General features: G+C 49.5%; 18 protein-coding genes. 9 read left to right on the plus strand and 9 right to left on the minus strand.

The window, feature by feature from the left end:
- Positions 1-114 precede the first annotated feature (114 nt).
- From AC1S5B_RS24935 to pyk, 3 genes are all read left to right on the plus strand, one after another.
- Positions 115-465 carry an ArsR/SmtB family transcription factor gene (locus AC1S5B_RS24935; RefSeq protein WP_482038360.1) on the plus strand — a complete coding sequence of 117 codons (351 nt, stop codon included), beginning with the start codon at positions 115-117 and terminating at the stop codon, positions 463-465.
- Between the two features lie 13 nt (positions 466-478).
- Complete coding sequence (locus AC1S5B_RS24940) at positions 479-1,777, plus strand: HEAT repeat domain-containing protein (RefSeq protein WP_482038361.1); 1,299 nt, start codon at positions 479-481, stop codon at positions 1,775-1,777.
- A gap of 288 nt (positions 1,778-2,065) precedes the next feature.
- Entirely contained in the window at positions 2,066-3,856 is a 1,791-nt protein-coding gene (gene pyk, locus AC1S5B_RS24945; protein WP_482038362.1) for a pyruvate kinase, read from the plus strand.
- A gap of 7 nt (positions 3,857-3,863) precedes the next feature.
- Here pyk and AC1S5B_RS24950 read toward each other — a convergent pair whose 3' ends face one another.
- Positions 3,864-4,388, minus strand: a complete 525-nt coding sequence (locus AC1S5B_RS24950) for a GNAT family N-acetyltransferase (RefSeq protein ID WP_482038363.1) — start codon at positions 4,386-4,388, stop codon at positions 3,864-3,866.
- Positions 4,389-4,865: 477 nt separating this feature from the next.
- On the opposite strand from AC1S5B_RS24950, the gene petH reads away from it, so the two are divergent.
- Positions 4,866-6,113 (plus strand): ferredoxin--NADP reductase, encoded by a 1,248-nt coding sequence (gene petH / locus AC1S5B_RS24955; protein WP_482038364.1) that lies wholly within the window; start codon positions 4,866-4,868, stop codon positions 6,111-6,113.
- Positions 6,114-6,206: 93 nt separating this feature from the next.
- Here petH and AC1S5B_RS24960 read toward each other — a convergent pair whose 3' ends face one another.
- From AC1S5B_RS24960 to AC1S5B_RS24970, 3 genes are all read right to left on the minus strand, one after another.
- Entirely contained in the window at positions 6,207-6,962 is a 756-nt protein-coding gene (locus AC1S5B_RS24960) for a 2-phosphosulfolactate phosphatase family protein (RefSeq protein ID WP_482038365.1), read from the minus strand.
- Between the two features lie 204 nt (positions 6,963-7,166).
- A complete protein-coding gene (locus tag AC1S5B_RS24965; protein WP_482038366.1) occupies positions 7,167-8,879 on the minus strand; it encodes a M23 family metallopeptidase in 1,713 nt (570 codons plus the stop codon).
- Between the two features lie 209 nt (positions 8,880-9,088).
- Entirely contained in the window at positions 9,089-10,036 is a 948-nt protein-coding gene (locus AC1S5B_RS24970; RefSeq protein WP_482038367.1) for a LysR substrate-binding domain-containing protein, read from the minus strand.
- 118 nt (positions 10,037-10,154) lie between these two features.
- On the opposite strand from AC1S5B_RS24970, the gene AC1S5B_RS24975 reads away from it, so the two are divergent.
- Positions 10,155-11,030 (plus strand): oxidoreductase, encoded by an 876-nt coding sequence (locus tag AC1S5B_RS24975; RefSeq protein ID WP_482038368.1) that lies wholly within the window; start codon positions 10,155-10,157, stop codon positions 11,028-11,030.
- A gap of 10 nt (positions 11,031-11,040) precedes the next feature.
- Positions 11,041-11,496: an NIPSNAP family protein gene (locus AC1S5B_RS24980; RefSeq protein ID WP_482038369.1), complete on the plus strand. Its 456-nt coding sequence runs from the start codon at positions 11,041-11,043 to the stop codon at positions 11,494-11,496.
- 10 nt (positions 11,497-11,506) lie between these two features.
- Here the strand turns inward: AC1S5B_RS24980 and AC1S5B_RS24985 are convergent, their stop codons facing one another.
- Genes AC1S5B_RS24985 through AC1S5B_RS24995 form a run of 3 tightly spaced genes read right to left on the minus strand, consistent with a single transcriptional unit; the run spans position 11,507 to position 14,042 of the window.
- Positions 11,507-11,701 carry a hypothetical protein gene (locus AC1S5B_RS24985; RefSeq protein ID WP_482038370.1) on the minus strand — a complete coding sequence of 65 codons (195 nt, stop codon included), beginning with the start codon at positions 11,699-11,701 and terminating at the stop codon, positions 11,507-11,509.
- 1 nt (position 11,702) lies between these two features.
- Entirely contained in the window at positions 11,703-13,337 is a 1,635-nt protein-coding gene (locus tag AC1S5B_RS24990) for a cyclic peptide export ABC transporter (protein ID WP_482038371.1), read from the minus strand.
- Between the two features lie 33 nt (positions 13,338-13,370).
- Positions 13,371-14,042, minus strand: a complete 672-nt coding sequence (locus tag AC1S5B_RS24995) for an SDR family oxidoreductase (RefSeq protein ID WP_482038372.1) — start codon at positions 14,040-14,042, stop codon at positions 13,371-13,373.
- Between the two features lie 189 nt (positions 14,043-14,231).
- Here AC1S5B_RS24995 and AC1S5B_RS25000 point away from each other — a divergent pair, with 189 nt between their 5' ends.
- Complete coding sequence (locus tag AC1S5B_RS25000) at positions 14,232-14,903, plus strand: hypothetical protein (RefSeq protein WP_482038373.1); 672 nt, start codon at positions 14,232-14,234, stop codon at positions 14,901-14,903.
- A gap of 110 nt (positions 14,904-15,013) precedes the next feature.
- On the opposite strand, the gene AC1S5B_RS25005 is transcribed toward AC1S5B_RS25000, so the two are convergent.
- Complete coding sequence (locus AC1S5B_RS25005) at positions 15,014-15,718, minus strand: CADD family putative folate metabolism protein (protein ID WP_482038374.1); 705 nt, start codon at positions 15,716-15,718, stop codon at positions 15,014-15,016.
- 113 nt (positions 15,719-15,831) lie between these two features.
- A complete protein-coding gene (gene topA / locus AC1S5B_RS25010) occupies positions 15,832-18,714 on the minus strand; it encodes a type I DNA topoisomerase (protein WP_482038375.1) in 2,883 nt (960 codons plus the stop codon).
- Positions 18,715-19,426: 712 nt separating this feature from the next.
- On the opposite strand from topA, the gene AC1S5B_RS25015 reads away from it, so the two are divergent.
- Entirely contained in the window at positions 19,427-21,010 is a 1,584-nt protein-coding gene (locus AC1S5B_RS25015; RefSeq protein WP_482038376.1) for an NAD(P)H-quinone oxidoreductase subunit N, read from the plus strand.
- Between the two features lie 101 nt (positions 21,011-21,111).
- Positions 21,112-22,203, plus strand: coding sequence for a calcium/proton exchanger (cax, locus tag AC1S5B_RS25020; RefSeq protein WP_482038377.1), 1,092 nt, complete (start codon positions 21,112-21,114; stop codon positions 22,201-22,203).
- The last annotated feature ends 1 nt before the right edge of the window (position 22,204 follow it).

Raw genomic sequence — 22,204 nt, forward strand, 5'->3', positions numbered from 1 at the left:
ATACCCGTAAAATTCTAATGAAGTTTAATTAAGGTTGTTCTCCTCCCTTGCGGTGTTTCGGGTGACTCGTTAAAATCTGGGGATCAACGCTTCTCACACATTTCATAATTGCCCATGAACTCTTCCCAGCCGGTTCCGCCAGAAGTTGTTCAACAACTGGCTGCTTACTTCAGCGTTTTGGGTGAACCAACCCGTCTCAGAATATTGAACTTGCTTCGAGATGGGGAGCGATGCGTACAGGATTTAGTTGAGGCAATGGATACCAGTCAGGCGAATGTGTCTAAGCATTTGAAGGTCATGGTGCAAGCAGGTATATTAAGCCGACGCAGCGAGGGAACGCTGGCGTATTACAAAGTGGAAGATGAACTGATTTTTGAACTCTGTCACTTAGTCTGCGATCGCCTTGCAAAACGTATTGAAATACAGGCGCACAAGTTTCGGGCCTTTAGCTTTTTAGGAAAGTAATTAGGTCGCTGTTATGGTGAGTTGGGTTAGTCAGTTACAAGACATGGCTCAGCAGGGTGACTGGACTGCCGTAACCCAAGCGCTACAACAGCATTATCATGCAGGCGATTGGACTCAGCTATCGCCCGATGAAACGGATAGGTTGATCAGTCTTGCGATCGCGGTGCTGCGATCGGGCGACTTTCAAGAACGCTGGGATATTGCCAAAATATTTCCTGGCTTTGGAGAGGCGGCAATCTTGCCATTGATTAGGCTAGTCGAGGACGAAGACGAGGAACTCGACACTCGTTGGTTTGCAGTGCGCCTTTTAGGGAATGCCAATCATCCTGCTGCGATTCAAGCACTAGTGGAACTGTTGAATTCTGACGAAGATGACCTTAGCACCATGGCATCGGAGGTGTTGGCAACCTTTGGCACGGACGCGATCGCGCCGTTAGCCACTCTGTTAGATGCATCCGAGACCCGCTTGCTTGCCGTTCAAGCCCTCACGCAAATTCGCCACTCTGCCACGATCTCGCCCTTACTCACGGTGGCACAAGATGAAAACGCCACAATTCGAGCGCTGGCAATTGAGGCACTCAGTAGCTTTCACGATTCCCAAGTGCCGCCAGTCTTAATTCAAGCCCTCACCGATCCGGCTGCGCCCGTGCGCCGCGCGGCGATCACCGGGTTAGCCGTCCGCAAAGATTTAACCGAGACTTTAGGTCTAGTGAACCGCTTCGTCGATCGCCTGTGGGATTTGAATATCGGTGTTTGTCAGCAAGCCGCGATCGCCCTTGGACGAGTTGGCACCGATGCAGGGATCGATGCCCTCAGCCGTGCGATCGTCGCCGCCAACACGCCTGCGACCCTGCAAATTGAGAGCGTTCGAGCGCTGGCACGAATTGGCACCCCCTCGGCATTCAACGCCCTGCAAAATTTGCTGGATAATCCGAGTCGTCAAGCGGCTGAGGTGAATCAAGAAATTGCGATCGCTTTGGGACGGTGGACTGATCCCACGCTGCAAAACTCAGCCGCTCAAGCCCTCATCCAGTCTTTAACCAATGCTCACGATCCCTTAATTCAGAAAGCGATCGCGCTGGCACTCGGTCAGCTTCAGCAACCTATCGCGATCAAGCCATTGATTCAGCTTTTGGCAAGTCACGATGCAGGCGTTAGGCTCCACGCGATCGCGGCGCTAAAGCAGATTCAGCCTCAACAAACCCATCAGCATCTCGCAGAATTACAGACTAGCCAGGAGCTTTCCCCAGAGCTATGTCATGGAATCGCGATCGCCCTGCAAGAATGGCAAATTGAATTGCCCCATGGATAGACCAATAACGTGATAGTATCCCTTTGCTGGCTTCAAATGCTTTCCTGCATACCTTTTCTGCTACTGCTTCCATTTTCAGTCAAATTTCCTAGATTTCGTTGGTTTCATTTTTTGCTCTCAAGCTCTGTTAAATCTTCTCTGAATGCTCTGACTGAGTTTTTCAACTAAAAAGCAACCGGAGACTTAAAAAAAGTACGGAATAGAGTATGAGCCGGGGGAACGTTTTAACCCAATGTTCCAAAGTGACAGTCTTTGAGTTTTAAGTAATCCTTACCCTTACAGTCATCCATGCAATTGCAAGCATCCCAGCGCCGAACGAAGATTGTTGCAACGATTGGTCCCGCGACAAGTAGCCCAGAAGTGCTGCGATCGCTGATTGAGGCTGGTGCAACCACTCTCCGACTCAATTTTTCTCATGGCAGCCACGACGACCACCAGCGCAGCGTTCGGTTAATTCGACAAATTTCCTTTGAGTTAAATCAACCCGTGGGCATCTTGCAGGATTTGCAAGGTCCAAAAATCCGACTAGGACGCTTTGAAGATGGCTCCATTGTCTTGAAAACGGGCGATCGCTACATTCTCACCAGCAATTTGATGATGGGCAACCAAACCATGAATTGCGTTACCTATGAGCCTCTCGCCGATGAAGTGCCGGTCGGTGCCACGATTCTGCTAGATGACGGCAGAGTGGAAATGCGGGTGGAAGAAGTAAAGCGATCTGCCGGAGAGCTGCACTGTCAGGTGATAGTGGGTGGCGTACTGTCCAACAACAAAGGCGTAAACTTTCCCGGTGTGTATTTGTCCATTAAGGCAATTACCGATAAAGACCGCAAAGACCTCACCTTTGGCTTAGACCAAGGAGTCGATTGGGTGGCGCTCAGCTTTGTCCGCAATCCGCAAGATGTGCTGGAAATTAAAGAGCTAATTTCTGCGGCGGGCAAGCAAGTGCCGGTGATCGTCAAGATTGAGAAACACGAGGCGATCGAAGAAATGGAATCCATCCTCTCCATCAGCGATGGGGTCATGGTGGCACGGGGGGATCTTGGCGTAGAACTGCCTGCTGAAGATGTGCCCATTTTGCAAAAGCGCCTGATTGCCACGGCAAATCGTCGTGGAATTCCAGTGATTACCGCCACCCAAATGCTCGACAGCATGGTACATAGTCCCCGCCCGACTCGTGCCGAAGTTTCAGATATTGCAAACGCAATTTTAGACGGCACTGATGCGATCATGCTATCGAATGAAACGGCGGTGGGCAAATATCCCATTGAAGCAGTTAAAACCATGGCGCAGATTGCCCTGCGGATGGAGCAAGAGCCACCCATTCGACAAATCACCGACAGCGGGCGATCGATCCCCAATGCTATCAGTCAAGCAGTGGCGCGGATTGCCGGACAACTCGATGCGGCAGCCATTATGACCCTCACCAAAAGTGGCGCAACGGCGCGGAATGTGTCTAAGTTTCGTCCTCAAAAGCCGATTTTGGCAATCACTCCCCATGTCGATGTGGCGCGACAACTGCAACTCGTTTGGGGCGTAAAACCCTTGTTAGTGTTAGATCTTCCCTCTACTGGGCAAACCTTTCAAGCAGCCGTTAGCGTTGCCCAAGAAAACCAACTGCTGCAAGAAGGCGATCTGGTCGTGATGACGGCGGGAACCCTTCAGGGTGTCTCTGGCTCCACCGATTTAGTGAAAGTGGAAGTCGTGACAGCGGTGCGGGGTAAAGGGATCGGCATTGGGCAAGGTGGGTCGGTTAGTGGTCGGGCAAGAATTTTGCACAATGGCTTTGAGGCAAGCACTTTTAACACTGGAGAGATTTTAGTGGCTTCTGGCACTAGCGCTGATTTGATGGAAGCGGTGCGAAAAGCCTCTGGAATTATTACGGAAGATGGTAGCTTAACCAGCCATGCTGCCGTGATTGGCTTGAGGCTGGGAATTCCAGTGATCGTCGGCGTGAAGGATGCGACCTCCGCGATTCGGGAAGGCGAGATCATCACGCTGGATATGCAGCGCGGCTTGGTCTACTCCGGTGCTAGTGCTAGCCAAACTGATGCAGCACTATCTCCAGCCTATCCTTAATGTTGGTTTAAGGCATGGTTGAAATAGGCTGTTGATCTTGCTCTGGAAAAGCACAAAGTTTTTTCTCCCAGAAAAGTGCCTTGCCCATCTGCGGATCTAGCTCATAGCCACTGAATCCAAAAGCCTTGTATGCTAACTGGGCAACCTGGTTCCCTTCGAGTACTTCTAAAGTGAGCTTACAACAGCCTAAATCAAGCGCGATCGCTTCTGCCTTTTGCAACATCAGTTTCGACAAGCCTTTGCCGCGATGAGGTTGGGCAACGATAACATCATGGATGTTGAGTAATGGCTTACACGCAAAGGTAGAAAACCCTTCTAGGCAAACGATGAGTCCGGCGGGTTCAGCATCAACAAATGCAAGAATGACATGCACTGTTTTTCTCTTTGCAAGTTCTATTGGAAGGTTTGCTTTGACATATTCGGATAGACCTTTACCACCCCCCATCGGATCAAGTGCATACTCATTCATCAATTGCACTACTGCCTTTGCATGATGAGGCGTATAAAGATCTGCATGAATAATTTCGATCATTGATTAATCCTTGGTTCCTATTTTTTCAATCATAAAAAATTGAGTGCATTGTCTCCTTAGCTTGTGGAAACCGATCATTTTTCTCAATGATGACGCTGCGATCGCGCAACAGAAGATCGTGCAATTGATTTCTAGTATTGCTTCTACTCCTCAGGTGCGATAGGTCAATAGCCACTTTGCACCGTATTTCGATGGTTCCCAACCGCGAATCTGATCGAGTACTCCCTCGGCTCTCCCCTGTTTGTAGCCCCTGGTACAACAGTAAAGGGAAGCATTTTTAAGACTACAGGTCATTGGTTGAAACCCAATAGTGTGACTCAAATGTTTTTTGAGTGGAGCGCGCTTAAAGTCAGGTAGCTTAAAGTCAGCTAATATCTACCCTAACGGTTTTGGAGAGGAGCCGCGATCTCCAGCATTGGTTAAAAACGGCATGTTGCAGCACAATAATAAGTTAGGTGAATCGGAGATCCAGGCAAAATGCAAAACCCAAGCGCAGTAGGCGCAGCATCAAATACTCAATTTGGAAGTCGCATGTATCGATATGAAATAGCGGGTCTGCGCCAGAATCAAGAATCTGACAAAGCAAACTATGCAATTCGCCAAAGTGGCAGCACATTCATCACTGTTCCCTACAGCCGAATGAATGAAGTAATGCAGCGAGTCACCCGCATGGGCGGCAAAATTATCAGCATTCAACCGATCAATGGGGTGAATGAAGGTAACGGAAACGTTACTCCAGAACAGAAAAAAAGCGAGGTGACCAGCGAAACTGGTGAGGGAAATCCACCATCCGCAAATGAGAGTAAGCCCATGATTCAAGCGAAAGCTGCGAAGAAGGACATTCCAGTTAATATCTATCGTCCGAATGCTCCTTTTATTGGTAAATGCATTTCCAATGAGCCTTTGGTTGAAGAAGGCGGCATTGGCATCTGTCAACACGTGAAGTTTGATATTTCTGGTGGCGATCTCCAATATCTTGAAGGACAGAGCATTGGGATTATTCCCCCCGGCACGGATAAAAACGGCAAACCTGAGAAACTGCGGCTTTATTCAATTGGATCAACCCGTCATGGCGATGATCTCGATAGAAAGACAGTTTCTTTATGCGTTCGTCAGCTTGAGTATAAGCACCCTGAAACGAGCGAAACCGTGTATGGAGTTTGCTCAACTCACATTTGCAACATGAAGCCGGGAGATGAGGTCAAGATTAGTGGTCCAACGGGCAAAGAAATGCTGCTGCCCGATGATCCTGATGCCAATATCATCATGCTGGCAACAGGCACCGGAATTGCGCCTTTCCGTGCCTATTTATGGCGGATGTTTAAAGAGGGTGAGCGAGCGCTCAATCCTGAATATCAGTTTAAGGGGCTTGCCTGGTTGATTTTCGGAGTGGCTACGACTCCAAACGTGCTTTACAAGCAAGAGCTTGAAGAAATGCAGGAGCAGTATCCTGATAATTTCCGCTTAACTTATGCCATTAGCCGAGAACAGAAAAACCCTGAAGGCGGCAGAATGTATATTCAGCACCGGGTGGCAGAACACGCTGAGGAAATTTGGGAAAAGCTAAAAAGCCCTAAAACTCACGTTTATATGTGTGGTTTGAAAGGAATGGAGGATGGAATTGATGAGGCTCTTGGGGCAGTTGCATCTCAAAATGGGGTGAACCTGAAAGAGTATCAGCGTCAATTGAAGAAAGAAGGTCGCTGGCACGTAGAAACTTATTAAGTTTTTCTATTCCTTTCCTTTTAATCATTAGAAATGCCTTGGTAGATTCAATATCCACCAAGGCATTTATTTTATCAGTTGCAATTCAGCAGTTTAGTGGGCGATCGCGAACTGTTTTTGACTCACCAACACTCCGGGTTCTCGCTGAATCGGCACCACGGCTGAAGTATCAGTTTGAGCGCAATATTTTAGATCATCATGGCACTCTAACCGCAAAAGACGCTTTCCGTGGCTGGCATGATGCAGCAGGTCGAGTAACGAATCTTGCCATTGGCGATAGAGGCTAACGGCTCCAATCACTTCATCGTTGCCAGCCAGTTTATCGAGTGAACAATTGAGCGCAGCTTGTAGACTATGGGCGATCGCCCCTGCACAGACTGTATCTTCCAGGGAAAAACTGCCTTCCCAGCCTGAAGCCACAATCCACACCGTTTCGGGCTGCTGCTCTAACAAATATTGGACGATCGCTTGGCGATTAATCAGGGCTGCTGCCAGCACGATTGGAGCAGATTCCACTTGTTTCAGGGCGCGGGTGCCATTGGTGGTGCTGATAAACAACCGCCGACCCGCTACTCGCTCTGGAGTGCAGGCAAGCGGAGAGTTACCAAAATCAAAGCCTTCTACCATTGCGCCGCCCCGTTCTCCTGCCCGAATCCGCTTATCGGGTGCCCAGCGATCGCTCGTTTCTAAAAGCTTATCCAGATCACTAAACACTTGAACGGCTTCTGCTCCTGCGCCCAGAGCCGTAACCATCGTGCTGGTGGCTCTCAATACATCAACCGCGATCGCACAATCCGCATCCGTTTTGGTCGGAGCCAGTTCAGGGGTGTGAAAAATCGATAGCTTCATAGATAAGAAGTTTGTTGAAATAGTAGTTAAGCGATAAAAAAGCTCTTAGGGCAAAGCTATAAATACTTAGAATACAGCACCGATGAGAGCGAAAACGAAAGCTTATCCCAGTGAGCTATACGAACTGTAAGGAGAAAAACTCCAAAGTATTCAATGGTTTCAGTCGATGGTTCAGATTGGGCGATCGCTTCTACAGTTCAGACTTCACCGATGATCTACGGAAAGCGGCAGTTTAGACGGCAAGATTTTAACGCGATTGTCCGAGAGCTTCAGCGGGGTTGGGGCAAACCGGGTTTTGGCTGCAACCCTAGACGCAGTGCCCTGGAAAGAGCCAGTTGGCAGAATTGTGGAGAGTTGTTGAGGGCGAGGTTGATACAGCGCTTCTAAATGGACGATTCCTGGGATTGTAGCCGCGATCGTTAAATCTGCCAGCGGTTTAGTAGTTGCTACCTGGATGGTTCCTGTCTCAAATGCCTTCGCTGGTGGCATTTGGGTGGTTTTCGGCAACTCTGTTAAAGCCGTGATCGCTTGAAACCTGACAGACTGAGGCGGTTCCGACAAGATAGGAAGTTGCAAAAGTGGATCAAACTGAACCGCGAGGAAGTCATTGACAAAGGGAGATAACCAGCCCAATTCTGGGACAGCAGCTTGGGGGATCAAAGTGAATGGTAGCAACAGCCCCATTACATTGAAAGAAGTCGGCTGAATCACACTAGAAAGCAACTTTCCGTCGAGTTGATCTCCCAACGCTGGAGTCATAGCCGAAATGTCTACTACGCCAGAAGCGGACAGGTTGATCTGATCGCCCAAGCCTTTTGCCGTAGGTTGGGTATTCTGGCTCTGAGCCATGGCGATCGCCTGCTGGAATATCTCCGCCGGATCAAGCGCACTCCAACCTTGAGCCGTTTGCTGCAAAAACTCAAAGTGCAAATGTGGTCCCGTCGAAGCCCCTGTGCTGCCCACCTGACCAATCAACTGCCCCTGCCGCACCCATTCTCCCGGTTTTACGAATAACTGCGACATATGTGCGTACAGGGTTTGCTGCATCGCGTTGTGCTGCACAATCACGGTTAACCCATAACCGCCATACATATCAGCAAGATAAATCCGACCACTTTTTGCCGCAACAATCGGGCTGCCATAGGCGGCTCCTAAATCAATACCGCGATGGAATCGAGCTTCTCCGGTAATGGGATGAGTTCGCCAACCAAAGGCAGACGTAATTGCCGCAGGGATTGTCAATGGCAAAATCAAATTCAAGCCTGTTTTGCCCAGCAGTTGACTAATCGGCAACTGAAGCGCGGCTTGATTAGACGGAATCAGCGCTTGGGTAGAGTAGCCTATGGGTGGAGGTGTGTACCCTGACGACACGCCTGAGAAAGAACCGCTGATCGGCGGTTGAGAAGAACCGGGCGCAGGTTGATTTATCCCTGGTTTTTTGGCGATCGCGCCTGCGGATAATTTTCCAGTTTTTGCCATTTCTTTTGCGCCTAGCTTACGCAACAAATTCGCCCGAATTTGAGCGGGTAAGAGCGGCTTGTTAATCGCTTGGCGGGCTTTCTCATAGTCACCCGCTTCGCCATATTTTGCCGATTCTTGCGCGGCTTCCTGATTCTGCTGGGCTTGCTTTTGGGCGCGTGCTTGACTGGTAATCTGTAGTAGTGTCTGCGCTACTTCCTGCCGTCGTTGGGCTTTCGCCGACTCTATCCAATCAACTGTAGCATTCGCAGAAGCAGGCTTAGGGGCTGGCGCAGACAGCGTTGCGGGTGGGGAGGTTAATCGCGCTGGCAGTGACTCTGGAGAAGCCAAGTTTGACGGAGTTGAAGCCTTAGGAGCCAGGTGCGGGGTAGCAACATCAACTTGTTGGGGCTGAACTTGGACAACAGGCTGAGAGGGAGCGGGTTGCTCAGAAAACAAAGGGGAGCCTCCTAATGGATAAGGATAGAGTACCAATCAAAGAGGTCGCGCAGTTTAAAGTAAACCCTTTATTGGTTTCCTAATCCAAAGTAAGGGATCCGGGAAAATTATTGCAAGAGAGTATAGGGACTGGATGAAGTTTTGCCTGCTTTTGTCAGGATACGAGTCATGCTGTCGCTATGAAAATTCAGATTACTACTAAGACAGTACTATGAAGGCGCTATTCGGTGAGGCGATCGCTCCCTAAATGCCCACGTATCGTCTCGATTTGGCTCCCATTCTGTCGTCCTCCGTGCCAAGCTGAGAAATGCGCTGATGACTGGAGAGGAATCATGCTGCCGCCAAGTCAGATAAAGTCCAGTATTAGGGATTTGTTCTTGGAAGGGTCTGTAAACGACTCCGCTTCTGTGGAAGTTTTGCAAGGAGGCAGGAACAATCGCAATGCCCAGTCCTGCTGCAACTAAGCCGATGATCGTTTGCATCTGAACTGCCTCTTGAGCCACTTTCGGACGAAATCCAGCTTGTTGACAAATGGTAATAATCTGCTCGTAAAAGATAGGTCCCATTTTGGCAGGAAATAGGATGAATGATTCATCTGCCAATGTGGAGAGCGACACTTGAGTCTGGGCAGACAACGGATGGGTTTCTGGCAATGCCAAGACCAATGATTCTGGCAAAAGGCACTCCACACTCAAACCTGGTTCGCTGATGGCAGAACGAACAATACCGATATCAACCTGTTTGAGATGCAGCGCTTGAATCTGTTGAGCCGTCGTCAGTTCATGCAATCGCAGTTCTACCGCCGGAAACTGTGCTCGAAAGATCCTTACAATCTTTGGTAGTAACGTATACATTGCAGAGTCAACGAAGCCGATCGCCAACCGTCCTACCTCACCCCGCCCGATCTGTTGGGTCACGTCGATCGCCTGTTCAAGTTGCGCTAACACCAGATAGGCGCGCTCTAAAAACACTTTGCCTGCTTCGGTCAGATGCACTTGCCGCTTCGTTCGTTCAAACAGCTTGACTCCGAGTTCCTCTTCCAAACTGCGAATCTGCTGACTGAGCGGAGGTTGGGAAATGTGCAACCGCTCTGCTGCTCGACTAAAGTGCAGTTCCTCAGCCACTGCGATGAAATAGTGCAGGTGTCGTAGTTCCATCACACTTATATCTATAACCTATTAATCATAGCCATATATATATTGGACAGTCACATAGCTGTCTCCTACCGTAAGAGATATGAGACGCATCTCATCGTTCTGATATTGGAGAAAGCAAATGAACTCAAATAAAAATCGTGTTGCTCCTAAAGTTTGGTTGATCACAGGCTGTTCGACCGGGTTCGGACGCGCCCTAGCAGAAGCGGTGTTAGAGAAGGGCGACTCCCTGATTGCGACTGCTCGCAAACCAGAGCAACTTCGCACATTGACTGAACACTATCCAGAAACCGCAAAGGCTGTACGTCTGGATGTAACATCGCCCCAAGACGTACAAGCAGCGATTGATACCGCGATCGCCACCTTTGGTCGAATTGATGTGCTGGTCAATAATGCCGGACATGGACTCATTGCCGCCCTCGAAGAAGTCAGTGATGTGGCTATTCACCAATTTTTTGAAACAAACTTCTTTGGGGCAGTCCGGCTGATGCAATCGGTCTTGCCTTTGATGCGTCACCAAGGCAGCGGTCACATTGTCAATATGTCATCTACAGCAGGATTAGTGGGGTTTGGCGGCAGCAGTCTCTACTGTGGCGCTAAATTTGCCCTGGAAGGCGCATCTGAAGCCCTAGCTAAAGAAGTCGAATCCTTTGGAATTAAAGTGACTTTAATTGAACCTGGGGCATTTCGCACAGACTTCAACGGACGCTCTCTGGCAGGAGTTGAACAATCTATTGATGCCTATGCGACCGTGAGCGCTGCTTCGTTGCAGTGGTTCAAAGAGATGGATGGTCAGCAACCTGGCAATCCAGAGAAAGCAGCGCAAGCCATTATTCAAGCCGTGGAAAGTCCTCATCCACCCATGCGGCTGGCATTAGGCACCGATGCCATGAGCTTGATTCAAGAAAAACTGGAATCGGTCAAAACAGATTTGGATGCTTGGCAGCAGGTGACTGTCAGTACGGATTATCCAAAACACGTCAACTATGCCAAGTAGAGGATTATCCATGATTCACACCAAGACATTTCTGCGTGTTGCTCTAGTTATCTTGTTCATTGTTGTAATGAGCACCACTGTTGGACTCTCACAAACTTCCAGCAAAGGGGGCAAAGCGACAGGCAGCGTCATCCATCAATTGCGTATCTACGAAATCTTCGACAGTAATAAAACGGCGTTCCACGAACGGTTCCGCGATCATGCGATGCGGATCATGACGCGATACGGCTTCAAAATTGTGGCAACATGGGAATCTCGGCACGATAACCGCACTGAGTTGGTCTATCTACTTGAGTGGACTGACACGAAAACGATGAAGGAGCGGTGGGCGGCGTTCATGGTTGATCAAGAGTGGGCGGAGATCAAGAAGGTGACGGCTGAGGCGCATGGCACACTTGTCGGCGACATTGAGGATCGGACATTAGAATTGACAGATTACTCACCGGGCGGACGACTGGCAAACTAAAGTTCAGAATTTAAGTCAGGAGGAAGTTCAGTTTCAGCAACAACTCCACGGCTCTGTATAAATCTGAAGTCGATCGATGTACGGAGAGTCGATCGTAAAAAACGGTATAACAACCCGGTTGGAGCGGAAAGTTGAGTGTTTTTTCGTCTCGTCTATCGTTCTGGTTGATCTGCTGCTGCTCAACCAGAACGTTATGAAGCTTCATCTTATGGCAGTGATTTTAGGGACTTGTCGTACTCAATTTGTCCATAGTCGAGCTTGATAATGCGATCGGCAAGATGAAAATAGTGGTCATCGTGGCTGATGCAAAGAATCGTTTTGCCTTGTTCCCGCAGTTGAGGCAGCAGTTCGGTGTAGAACACATCTTTAAACACGGGGTCTTGATCGGCTGCCCATTCGTCAAACAGAAAAATGGGTCGCTGTTCCAGGTATGCAGTCAGCAGGGTCAACCGTTTACGCTGTCCTTGGGAAAGGGCGGTAGTGGAAAGGCTGCCGTTTTTCACACTCACTTTATGATCCAGCTTTAAGCGTCGCAGATACTCTTGGGCGGCGGCATCCAGATCGGAGCGATCGAGTCCCAATAGGCGATCGAACAAAAAGAAATCGGCAAACACTACCGCAAAATGCTGGCGATACCATTCACGATTGTGATCATCAATCCGCTGTCCATCAAAGCGAATTTCGCCGGATTGAGGCACATACAGCCCCAGCAACAGCTTTGCTAAAGTGGATTTACCGCTGCCGTTGCCACCAACAATAAACACCAACTCTCCTGGATAAAGGGTTAGGTCAATCGGACCCACGCCAAAACTACTATCCTCTTGCTCAGTTTGATACGCGTGGGTTACCCCTTGTAACCGGAGTTCTTGCCACTGCTGCTGAATGCGATCGGGGGTGGAAGTGGCTTCTGTCCATTCTGTCAGGGATATGTCAAGAGCTTCGATTTTCTTCAGCGCAATTCCAGCGCGGCTGATCACAGGCAGGGAATTGATCAATCCATCCATGGGCAGCATCAAATAGGTGAAAGTCAGCACGTAGCCTGCCAAGGTTTGAGGGCTAATGATCATCAGTTTAGGCAAGCCAAACAGCACAAAACCGATCGCAAAGAAAAAGATCAGCTTGCCCCAGCTAGAGGTCATGGCAAACAGGGTTAGCCCTCTAACGCTGTTGCGGCGAAACGTGGCGGCGGACTGCTGCAAATCTTCCTGAAGAAATGCCTGTCGCCTGCGGTAGTGCAGCTTGAGTTCCTTGGTGCCATCGGTGACGGTACGAAAGTGCTTGAACAGAGCGTCTTGTTCGTCTCGCGCTCGTTCTAGCCAAGTTTCCCCCCGTTTCAGCAACCACTGACAGCTTCCCAAGGCGACAACCGTTAATAGGCAGACCAATAGAAATACTTGCCAGGAAAGCCAGATGATATAAGCCAGTCCACCCACGACGATCGCCAGATCGATACATAAAAAGGGCATCAACCGCACCGCATCGGATACCGCTTGGACATCATCCGTCAGGGTGGCCAGCAATCGGGCATTGCCCAATTTTTCCAACTGTGACAGTTCGGTTGCTAAAATCTGGCGGCAGAGGCTCAGCCGAAGCTGAAATACGGCTTGTTGCGCTAGTCGAATCAGCATCACCTGAGAAATAATGCTGGAAGTCAGGGCTATCAGTGCCAAACCCACGAAGGCGATCGCCAGAGTATCTAATGAGCCAGTGGTTCCTTGGCTCATGGCTCGGCTGATCAGGGCAATCAACGCCGCACTACTGCCCCCGCTGAGAAACCCGGTCACAATGGCGATCGCCACCATTTTCCAGGACGATCGCATCAAAAAAACCATCAAGTTCATGTCGTTCCAGCCAATCTTTTCATCGAGATGCCCTTAATCCAACTGGAATTCTTCAAATATGGGCTTTCCATAAATTGAATTGCGATCCACTGCCGACAAGATCTTACCGTTCGCCCGGTCAGATATCAGACATTGACAGACTAGAGCCGCCACATCTGCCCGATGAATCACACCAGCCACTAAAGGATTTTCGGTCAGAATGCCTTGCCCTGTGGCGGGCGGATCGGATGTTAACCCACCGGGTCGAATAATCGTATAGGTCAAACCGCTGGCAATCAGGTGATTTTCTGCCTGTTCTTTTTCTGCCAGCACAGAACTAAGGGTTTCTAAGGCTTGCAGCGGCAGCGCCGGAGAGCTATTGCCACTGCCAATGGAGGTGACCAATAAAAACTTTTTGGCTCCAGCCTTCACAGCGGCATCAATCAAATTTCGATTGCCTTTAAAGTCTGCCCGTTCGCCATCCGTTGGCTTGCCGCCAATGGTGCTAATGACCGCAGCAAGCGCTTCGCCACCCATCGCCTGTTCTACCTCTGCCAGGTTAAGTGCATCGCCAATTACGACTTCGATGCCCAAGGCTTCTAGCTCGGTGCGGGTACTTTCAGACCTTACCATTGCCCTAATTTTAATCTGCTGCTTCCTTAAACACTTAGCGATTTCTTGTCCAACGCCGCGACTTGCACCCGCCAAAAAAATAGTATCTGTCATAAGATATTGCACGTCCTCATCAGTCTTAAATTGAGTATGGCTGGCTCGCTACACCGTTCTTCTGTTTTAGCAGGTCACTGGAACGTGCAGGTAGCGCTGCTAATCATCAATTAATCCTAACTGGTAAGACAATCGATCCATGTTGTAAGCTTGCAGTGATGCCTTAGCAGCTTTTTGAAGTACTGACTTGTGAAACGAATTTGGATGGATTCAGTCTGCTTAGAGTTAGGGGCGATCGTGATGCTAATGGGACAAAACGCGATCGCGGTGGAAGCACCTCAGTTACCACCCGTGCCCCTACCATCTAATCCCTTACGACCCGATTTGACTCCGTTGGATGTCAAGTTTTTAAAAACGGGGGCAATCCCTGCTGGCGTGGTTACCTCTCAAACCATTGCACTCACGCGACTCACGCGACCAAGCCTCTGGTGGACTCAGGCGCAGGTCGCCCATAATCCCCAATTTGGCAATAAACTTCTAGAGAACTGGATTGCTTATCCCGGCAATGTTGAAACACCAGGTCGGGTCGATTTGGTTGTCAATCGTCAGCAATGGAGTTTGCTGGATTATTTGCAGCGCTATGAATTTGTGAATCGGTTCAGCGCGATCGCCCGCAGCTATGGCTACAACATTCGCGTTTTTGACAATCAAGCCCGATTTGCAGGCGCTTACACCTGCGATTTTAGTCAGGTAGATGTCAGCAAGCTTCAGTCTGTGCCTTATCTCTCTAACACGAATCAGCTTTCCTCTCCACTCGATTTTTATACCAGGAACACTATCGCAGATCGCGTCACCTGCGAAGTGCAAATTGAATCTGCCCTCAGAGCCAGTCAACGAGAACTTTTTGAGCAACCTAAATAGGGAGGATTCTGTAAGAACTGGTCCTGTGTCTGCTGATAAGAATTAAGGGCACCTGCGAAGATGCCCCCTACATCGGATTTGCCTATCTAATTCCTAGCCTCAAGTCTTACTTAGACGCAAGCAGTCTCTAACTTCAAGTCACTGCAATACTCGTCATACACTCCATCCAAAAATTGCCATAAAGCATCCGCCGCCAGAGCCGCAACTCTTAGCGCCTCCGCTTGTTTTTCGGGTGTATCGGCATAGTCTTCAATCATTTTTAGTTCGGCTGCGGCATGGGCTTCATCAGCGGCTTGATGAACCGTGAAAAAGCGATAGTCATTGGCATCAGTCATGCCATAGAACCGTTTCAACCCATCGATTTTAGTAGTTGCCACCGCTGGGATCTGCGACTCATAGGCATAAAGTGCTGCCAAGCCCACATAAAACGGCGAGGTAAGACAAAGGTGACGAAAGGTATCTATCAAATTTTTTGTCGTGGGTAATACTTCGGTGTTGGCTAGCTCTGCATCAGTGGCACCCAGAGCGAGAGCAAATCTGCGCCACAGTTCGGGGTGGTTTTGGCTACCACGTTCTTCTTCGATCAGATTTTCTAGAATTTCTTGGCGAAGAGCGATCGAGGTTCCCACATGCGGAGTATTGAAATGCACAGCGCTGACGTAGGTGGGAAACGCCAATACATTTTGAAAATACTGAATGGCGTAATGCTTCAAATGGTCGCGGGTGAGTTTACCTTCTGTCCAAGCGAGATAGAAGGGATGGGTGAGCAGATGTTTTTGCTCAACTACGGCTTGCAAATGGTCGCGAAGTACCATGAATCCTCCTGGAAATAAGGTCTAATTGGGTGTGGCAAACACCATCTAACCCACAATACGCAAAAATAGAGAAGTTAGCACACTAATCCCGCAGAAATTGCGGTTGAACCGACCTAAGCAGTGGCAGTAGTGCGCTTGGTAGTTGTGCGTTTTGCAGCCGTTTTAGCAGTGCTTGCCCGTTTGGTCGCAGCATTCACAGTTGCCTCAGTAGATGCTTCTGGAATGGTTTCTTCAACTTCGGGCTTTGCCGCAGTAGATTTTGCCTTAGATTTAGTTGCTGTGGATTTAGTCGCGGTAGATTTGGCAGCAGTAGATTTAGCCACTGTGGACTTGGTTGCTGTATTTTTCTTGGTTGTTTTGGTCGTAGCTTTACTGGTCGCAGCTTTTCCACCCGTGGCTTTGGACGATCGCGCTGTTTTTTTGGTGCCTTTTTTGGTGCCTGCTTTGGCATTCAACGCTTCTACGGCAATATCCATGGCGATCGCTTCCACGGTTTGCCCCTCTGGCAGAGACGCATTCACCTTGCCATGCTTGATGTAAGGACCATAAGGACCATCATAGATATTTACGGGTTCCCCATCGGCAGGATGGGCACCCAACTCACGAATTGGCTTAGCAGCGGCTCGTTTTCCTCGTCCACCTTTTGGTTCTGCGATCAGTGCCAGCGCCCGTTCTAGGTCAATGGTTAATACATCATCCCCTGCCTTCAGCGATCGATAGTCTTTGCCATCTTTGCCTTGGTCATGAACGATATAGGGACCGAAGCGCCCCAATCCGGCTTGAAGTTTGCCCCCCGTTTCAGGATGGGCACCTAATAAACGGGGTAAAGCAAGCAAGCCAACGGCAGAGTCGAGCGTCACCGTTTCGGTGGTCACTCCTTTGGGAAGGGAAGCCCGTTTAGGTTTGGGATTGTCGTCGCTCACGTCCCCCAATTGCACATAAGGACCATAGGCACCGATCAGAGCATAAATGGGTTCGCCTGTTTCGGGATGCAAGCCGATTTTGTCGGGACCTTCAGTCTTCTGCCGCAACAGGGTTTCTACCTGCTCTGGGTCAAGATCTGAAGGAGTCAAATCTTTAGGAATGGACGCTTTGACAGAACCTTCTTCCCGTTCAACTTCGATAAACGCCCCATAGCGACCAATCCGCACTTTTGCATCCAAATTTTCCAACACTACCGTGCGTGCTTCAGTGGGATCAATTTGGCTTTCTCGCTCTTTTACTTGAGTTTCTAGCCCGTCTTTGCCGCCATAAAACTCTTTCAGATAAGGCAACCACTGCACTTCCCCTGTGGAGATGTCGTCTAAGGTGCGCTCCATTCGAGCCGTGAAGCTGGGATCAACCAGATCGGGAAAGTGTTTTTCTAATAGGGTGGTAACGGCAAAGGCGGTAAAGGTGGGCACTAGGGCATTGCCGACCATGTGGGCATAGCCGCGATCGATGATGGTGCCAATGATGCTGGCGTAGGTGCTGGGGCGACCAATGCCTTCACTTTCTAAGGTTTTCACCAAAGATGCTTCGGTAAATCGAGCAGGGGGTTGGGTTTCGTGGCTGATTGCTTCCAAATCAGTGCAGGCTGGAGTATCCCCCACTTGCAAGTTCGGCAAAATTACTTCTTGTCCTTCTATCGCCGCATCAGGATCATCGGAACCTTCTACATAAGCGCGGAAGAAACCCGGAAAATCGATCCGCTTGCCGCTAGACCGAAAGCCCGCATCCTCAACTTGAATTTGCATGGTGATATTGGTTTGCCGCGCTTCTGCCATCTGAGAGGCAACGGTGCGCTTCCAAACCAAGTCATATAGGCGAAATTCCCGATCTTTTAAGCCTGTTTGTTGGGGAGTGCGGAAGCTGCTTCCAGCGGGACGAATCGCCTCGTGGGCTTCTTGGGCACCTTTCGATTTGGTGGAATACTGGCGCGGTTCTGGGCTGAGGTATTCTGTGCCGTACTTCTCTTGAACGCAGTCACGAGCCGCCGCGATCGCCTGCTTTGATAAGCTCACTGAGTCCGTCCGCATATAAGTGATGTAGCCTTGCTCATACAAGCTTTGGGCAACCCGCATCGTGTCCCGTGCGGATAAACCGAGCTTGCGGTTTGCTTCCTGCTGCAAAGTGGAGGTAGTGAAAGGCGGCGAGGGCTTGCGAGTTACCGGGCGCTCTTCTAAGTTGGTGACTGTCCAAGGGCGATCTCGAATCCGCTCCCGCAAAGAGGTTGCCTCAGCTTCATTCAGCAACACGACCGTGCGTCCCTGAATAATTTGCCCAGTTGATTCATCAAAATCGCTGCCCGTAGCAACTTTGACTCCGCTTAAACTGACTAGTCGCGCTTCAAACTTTCCTTTCGCTGCTGCCGTTGCGCCATTGGCTTCTAGGATCGCCTTTAAATCCCAATATGCCCCTTTGCGAAAAGCTCGGCGCTGCCGTTCTCGCCGCACCAGCAGCCGTACTGCCACAGACTGGACTCGCCCTGCCGATAGCCCAAAGGCAATTTTTTTCCACAGCAATGGCGACAGGGTGTAGCCCACTAACCGATCTAGAATCCGGCGGGTTTCCTGCGCTCTCACCAGCCGCTCATCCACCTGGCGGCAATTTTGAATCGCTTCCTGAATTGCCTCTTGGGTAATTTCATGAAACACCATACGCTTAATCGGCACTTTCGGCTGAAGCAATTGCAACAAGTGCCAGCTAATGCTTTCTCCCTCGCGGTCTTCGTCTGTCGCCAGAATCAACTCGTCCACGTTTTTGAGTGCGTCTTTGAGTTCCTTGACAATTTTCTTTTTGTCTTGAGGAACGACATATAGTGGCTCAAAGTTGGACTCTACGTTCACACCCAACTGCGCCCATTTTTGCCCTTTGACACTCGCGGGAATTTCACTTGCAGACTGGGGAAGATCGCGCACGTGTCCCATGGATGCCTCTACCCGGTAGCCTGCTGGCAAGTAGTTGCGGATGGTTCGAGCTTTGGTTGGAGATTCAACAATAACCAGGGTTGACATGGGCTTTTTAATCAATGGAACTAGACGAGTAGGGCACTCCAGCGGAGCAGACAAGGGCTTATAACAGTCTAGGTTAGCGCCTCTTTCCTTTCACTTATAACTAATCTTTCTTTTCCCTTATAACTAATAATGATTGACTGTCATGAATTTTTGCCACTTTTTAGAATATTTATAAAGATGTTTTTAGGTGATGGTGTTCCCTGAACAGTAATGCTTTAAGCACAGTTGTCAAAAGCGCGATCGCAAATCATCAAGTTTTTTGACTAGTTTATTTCAGCTACTTTACGCGATGTGCAACTATTCCTGATTCCCCTTACCCTAAATCACTCTCCCAGAGAGAGAGCTTTTGAGAGCCTCTTGCTCTCCTTCTCCTGCTTTTGAGTAAACCGTAGGGCGTGTTTAGCAAGGGCTGGGGACGTAGATTGCTTCCCGCAGGGTGGGCTGAATCTTAGTTGCACAGCAGGTTACTTTTGTAATGGGGGGCTTTTGTAATGAGAGAGTTGATCGTCTATAGAGTATGGGCAATGGAAGTGATGAGCAAACCAAAGTCTGACAAACAATCTACAGGGAACCTGACAGGGTAGAATTCACTGTAAGTTATAAGTGCCTGATGAATGCTGAACTTTATTGGGCTGTTACAGTAAGCCATAATATTTGTTTTGCTTGCTTCGTAAAGTAGTCGTTTGTAAATCTTTCACTCGGATAACGCCCCATGGATTTTGCCACGCTTGCTGCTCAACTGAATACTGGAGTGATTCTCCCTGAGCTAATTGTCATCATTACGTTACTTGTGGTGATCGTTGGCGATCTCATCGTGGGACGAGCCGCTTCCTCCCAATGGACTCCTTATGTGGCGATCGCTGGATTGCTTAGCGCGGTGGGTGCCCTCTACTTCCAATGGGATATTACCAATCCGATTTCATTTTTGGGCAGCTTCAACGGCGATGCCCTGAGCGTGGTTTTTCGTGGAATTATTGCGCTGTCCGCCGCCGTCACTATTTTGATGTCGGTGCGATACATCGCGCAATCGGGAACGGCTCTGGCAGAATTTATCACCATTCTGCTGACGGCAACCTTAGGCGGCATGTTTCTCTCTGGGTCAAACGAATTGGTGATGATTTTCGTTGCATTAGAAACCTTGAGTATTTCGTCTTATCTACTTACAGGCTATACAAAGCGCGATCCTCGTTCCAATGAAGCGGCGCTGAAGTATTTATTGATTGGCGCTTCTAGCACCGCAATTTTTCTCTATGGCAGTTCGTTGCTCTATGGCTTGTCGGGCGGTGAAACCAATTTGAGCGCGATCGCAACTCAAATTGAAGCCGCAGGCTTGGGCGAATCAATTGGCATGGTGATCGCCTTAGTATTTGTGATTGCCGGAATCGCCTTCAAAATTGCCGCCGTGCCCTTTCACCAGTGGACTCCCGATGTCTATGAAGGCTCTCCAACTCCCGTAGTCGCATTCCTCTCGGTGGGGTCGAAAACTGCCGGATTCGCCCTAGCAATTCGCCTGCTAGTAACTGCCTTTCCGCTGCTGACTGACCAATGGCAATTTGTCCTCACCACTTTGGCGGTGCTGAGTATGATTTTGGGGAATGTGGTCGCTCTCGCCCAAACCAGCATGAAGCGACTGCTTGCCTATTCTTCCATCGGTCAAGCCGGGTTTGTGATGATTGGGCTGGTCGTGGGCACGGAAGATGGCTATGCCAGCATGGTGTTTTACTTGATGGCATACCTATTCATGAATTTGGGCGCATTCATTGGCGTAATTTTGTTCTCCTTGCGAACAGGCACCGATCAGATCAGCGAATACGGCGGGTTGTATCAAAAAGATCCGTTACTGACGCTTGCCCTCAGCATTTGCCTCCTATCTTTGGGGGGTATTCCTCCCTTTGTCGGCTTCTTTGGGAAAATTTACCTATTCTGGGCTGGCTGGCAAGCAGGGGCTTACGGGTTGGTCATTTTAGGCTTAGTCACCAGTGTAATTTCGATTTACTACTACATTCGCGTGGTCAAAGCGATGGTAGTGAAAGAGCCGCAGGAAATGTCTGAATCGGTGAAAAACTATCCTGAGATTCGCTGGAATATTCCAGGGATGCGCCCATTACAGGTTGGGTTGCTATTGACTTTAATTGCCACGTCTCTCGCCGGAATTTTAGCAAATCCGTTGTTTACCTTAGCGACTCAATCAGTAGCAAAAACACCGATGCTGCAATCTGTGTTGGTGGGCGTAAAGAAACCCGCGTTTGAAAAAGCCGCTGCTGTGGCTCCAGTTCAGCCGGACGTAAAACTGTAGTTTTAGGATTGGTTTTTCGATTTGGCGATCGCCCATCAGAGTGGGCGATCGCTTAGCTTTATAGAGTTTAATCTAGTTCTTAAACCCTGCTCCTTGCTCCTATGTCTATCAAAAATCTGATTTCTCTTGGCTTACTGATTTTTATCCCGATCGCGATCGCGGCTGAAAAACTGGAATGGGATGCCCTGCTGGTGTTTGGACTGTCAGCGGTGGCGATCGTGCCTTTAGCGATTTGGCTCAGCACGGCTACTGAAGAGTTGGCGGTCACGCTCGGTCCAACCATCGGTGGTTTGCTAAATGCCGTGTTTGGCAACGCAACGGAATTGATTATTGCCCTGGTTGCCCTGAGAGCCGGCTTAGTAGATATCGTCAAAGCCAGCATCACGGGAACCATTGTTAGCAATCTGCTGCTGGTGATGGGGCTATCGATGTTTCTGGGAGGCTTGCGGTACAAAGAACAGGAGTTTAAGCCTGTAGTTGCCCGAATGAATGGCTCGACGATGACGCTGGCAGTGATTGCGATCGTGTTGCCTGCCATGGTGATTTCAACCTCAAATGTGGTGGAGCCGAGTTCGATTACTGGATTATCTATATTTGTAGCGGCGGTGATGATTGCGGTCTATGCGTTCACCTTGCTATTTTCCCTAAAAACTCACAGCTATCTCTATGAAGTGAGTGTGGTGGAGTTAGAGGGAGAAGGGGTAACGGACGGAGAGGGGCACGAAAAACCGAATCTGTGGCTGTGGATGGGCGTTTTGTTGGTTGCCACAATTGGAGTAGCGTTTATCTCAGAAATTTTTGTTGGAGCCGTAGAAGAAGCGACAGCGGGATTAGGATTGACTCCCTTGTTTACCGGGGTGATTTTGCTGCCCTTGGTGGGTGGTGCCGCTGAATACGTGACGGCGGTGCGGTGCGCCTTGAAAAATAATATGGATTTGTCGGTTTCTGTGGCGATGGGTTCCAGCCTGCTAGTGGCTCTGCTGGTGGCACCCCTGCTGGTGATTGTGGGGCAAGTGATTGGGCAACCGATGGATCTGAATTTTAATTTGTTTGAGGTGGTGGCGATCGCGATCGCGGTGATTACTGCTAACTTGATCAGCCTAGATGGTCGCTCCAACTGGCTGGAAGGAATGCTGCTGCTAGCAACTTACGCGATCTTGGGTGCCGCGTTTTATTACCATCCCGTCGTCTAAA

The organism is Leptolyngbya sp. CALU 1928 (assembly GCF_056784215.1).

What these genes read in the sequence shown, in the direction of transcription:
- AC1S5B_RS24935 (WP_482038360.1), top strand. Translation starts at nt 115, where the DNA reads ATGAACTCTTCCCAGCCGGTTCCGCCAGAAGTTGTTCAACAACTGGCT.
- AC1S5B_RS24940 (WP_482038361.1), top strand. Translation starts at nt 479, where the DNA reads ATGGTGAGTTGGGTTAGTCAGTTACAAGACATGGCTCAGCAGGGTGAC.
- pyk (WP_482038362.1), top strand. Translation starts at nt 2,066, where the DNA reads ATGCAATTGCAAGCATCCCAGCGCCGAACGAAGATTGTTGCAACGATT.
- AC1S5B_RS24950 (WP_482038363.1), bottom strand. Translation starts at nt 4,388, where the DNA reads ATGATCGAAATTATTCATGCAGATCTTTATACGCCTCATCATGCAAAG.
- petH (WP_482038364.1), top strand. Translation starts at nt 4,866, where the DNA reads ATGCAAAACCCAAGCGCAGTAGGCGCAGCATCAAATACTCAATTTGGA.
- AC1S5B_RS24960 (WP_482038365.1), bottom strand. Translation starts at nt 6,962, where the DNA reads ATGAAGCTATCGATTTTTCACACCCCTGAACTGGCTCCGACCAAAACG.
- AC1S5B_RS24970 (WP_482038367.1), bottom strand. Translation starts at nt 10,036, where the DNA reads ATGGAACTACGACACCTGCACTATTTCATCGCAGTGGCTGAGGAACTG.
- AC1S5B_RS24975 (WP_482038368.1), top strand. Translation starts at nt 10,155, where the DNA reads ATGAACTCAAATAAAAATCGTGTTGCTCCTAAAGTTTGGTTGATCACA.
- AC1S5B_RS24980 (WP_482038369.1), top strand. Translation starts at nt 11,041, where the DNA reads ATGATTCACACCAAGACATTTCTGCGTGTTGCTCTAGTTATCTTGTTC.
- AC1S5B_RS24985 (WP_482038370.1), bottom strand. Translation starts at nt 11,701, where the DNA reads ATGAAGCTTCATAACGTTCTGGTTGAGCAGCAGCAGATCAACCAGAAC.
- AC1S5B_RS24990 (WP_482038371.1), bottom strand. Translation starts at nt 13,337, where the DNA reads ATGAACTTGATGGTTTTTTTGATGCGATCGTCCTGGAAAATGGTGGCG.
- AC1S5B_RS24995 (WP_482038372.1), bottom strand. Translation starts at nt 14,042, where the DNA reads ATGACAGATACTATTTTTTTGGCGGGTGCAAGTCGCGGCGTTGGACAA.
- AC1S5B_RS25005 (WP_482038374.1), bottom strand. Translation starts at nt 15,718, where the DNA reads ATGGTACTTCGCGACCATTTGCAAGCCGTAGTTGAGCAAAAACATCTG.
- topA (WP_482038375.1), bottom strand. Translation starts at nt 18,714, where the DNA reads ATGTCAACCCTGGTTATTGTTGAATCTCCAACCAAAGCTCGAACCATC.
- AC1S5B_RS25015 (WP_482038376.1), top strand. Translation starts at nt 19,427, where the DNA reads ATGGATTTTGCCACGCTTGCTGCTCAACTGAATACTGGAGTGATTCTC.
- cax (WP_482038377.1), top strand. Translation starts at nt 21,112, where the DNA reads ATGTCTATCAAAAATCTGATTTCTCTTGGCTTACTGATTTTTATCCCG.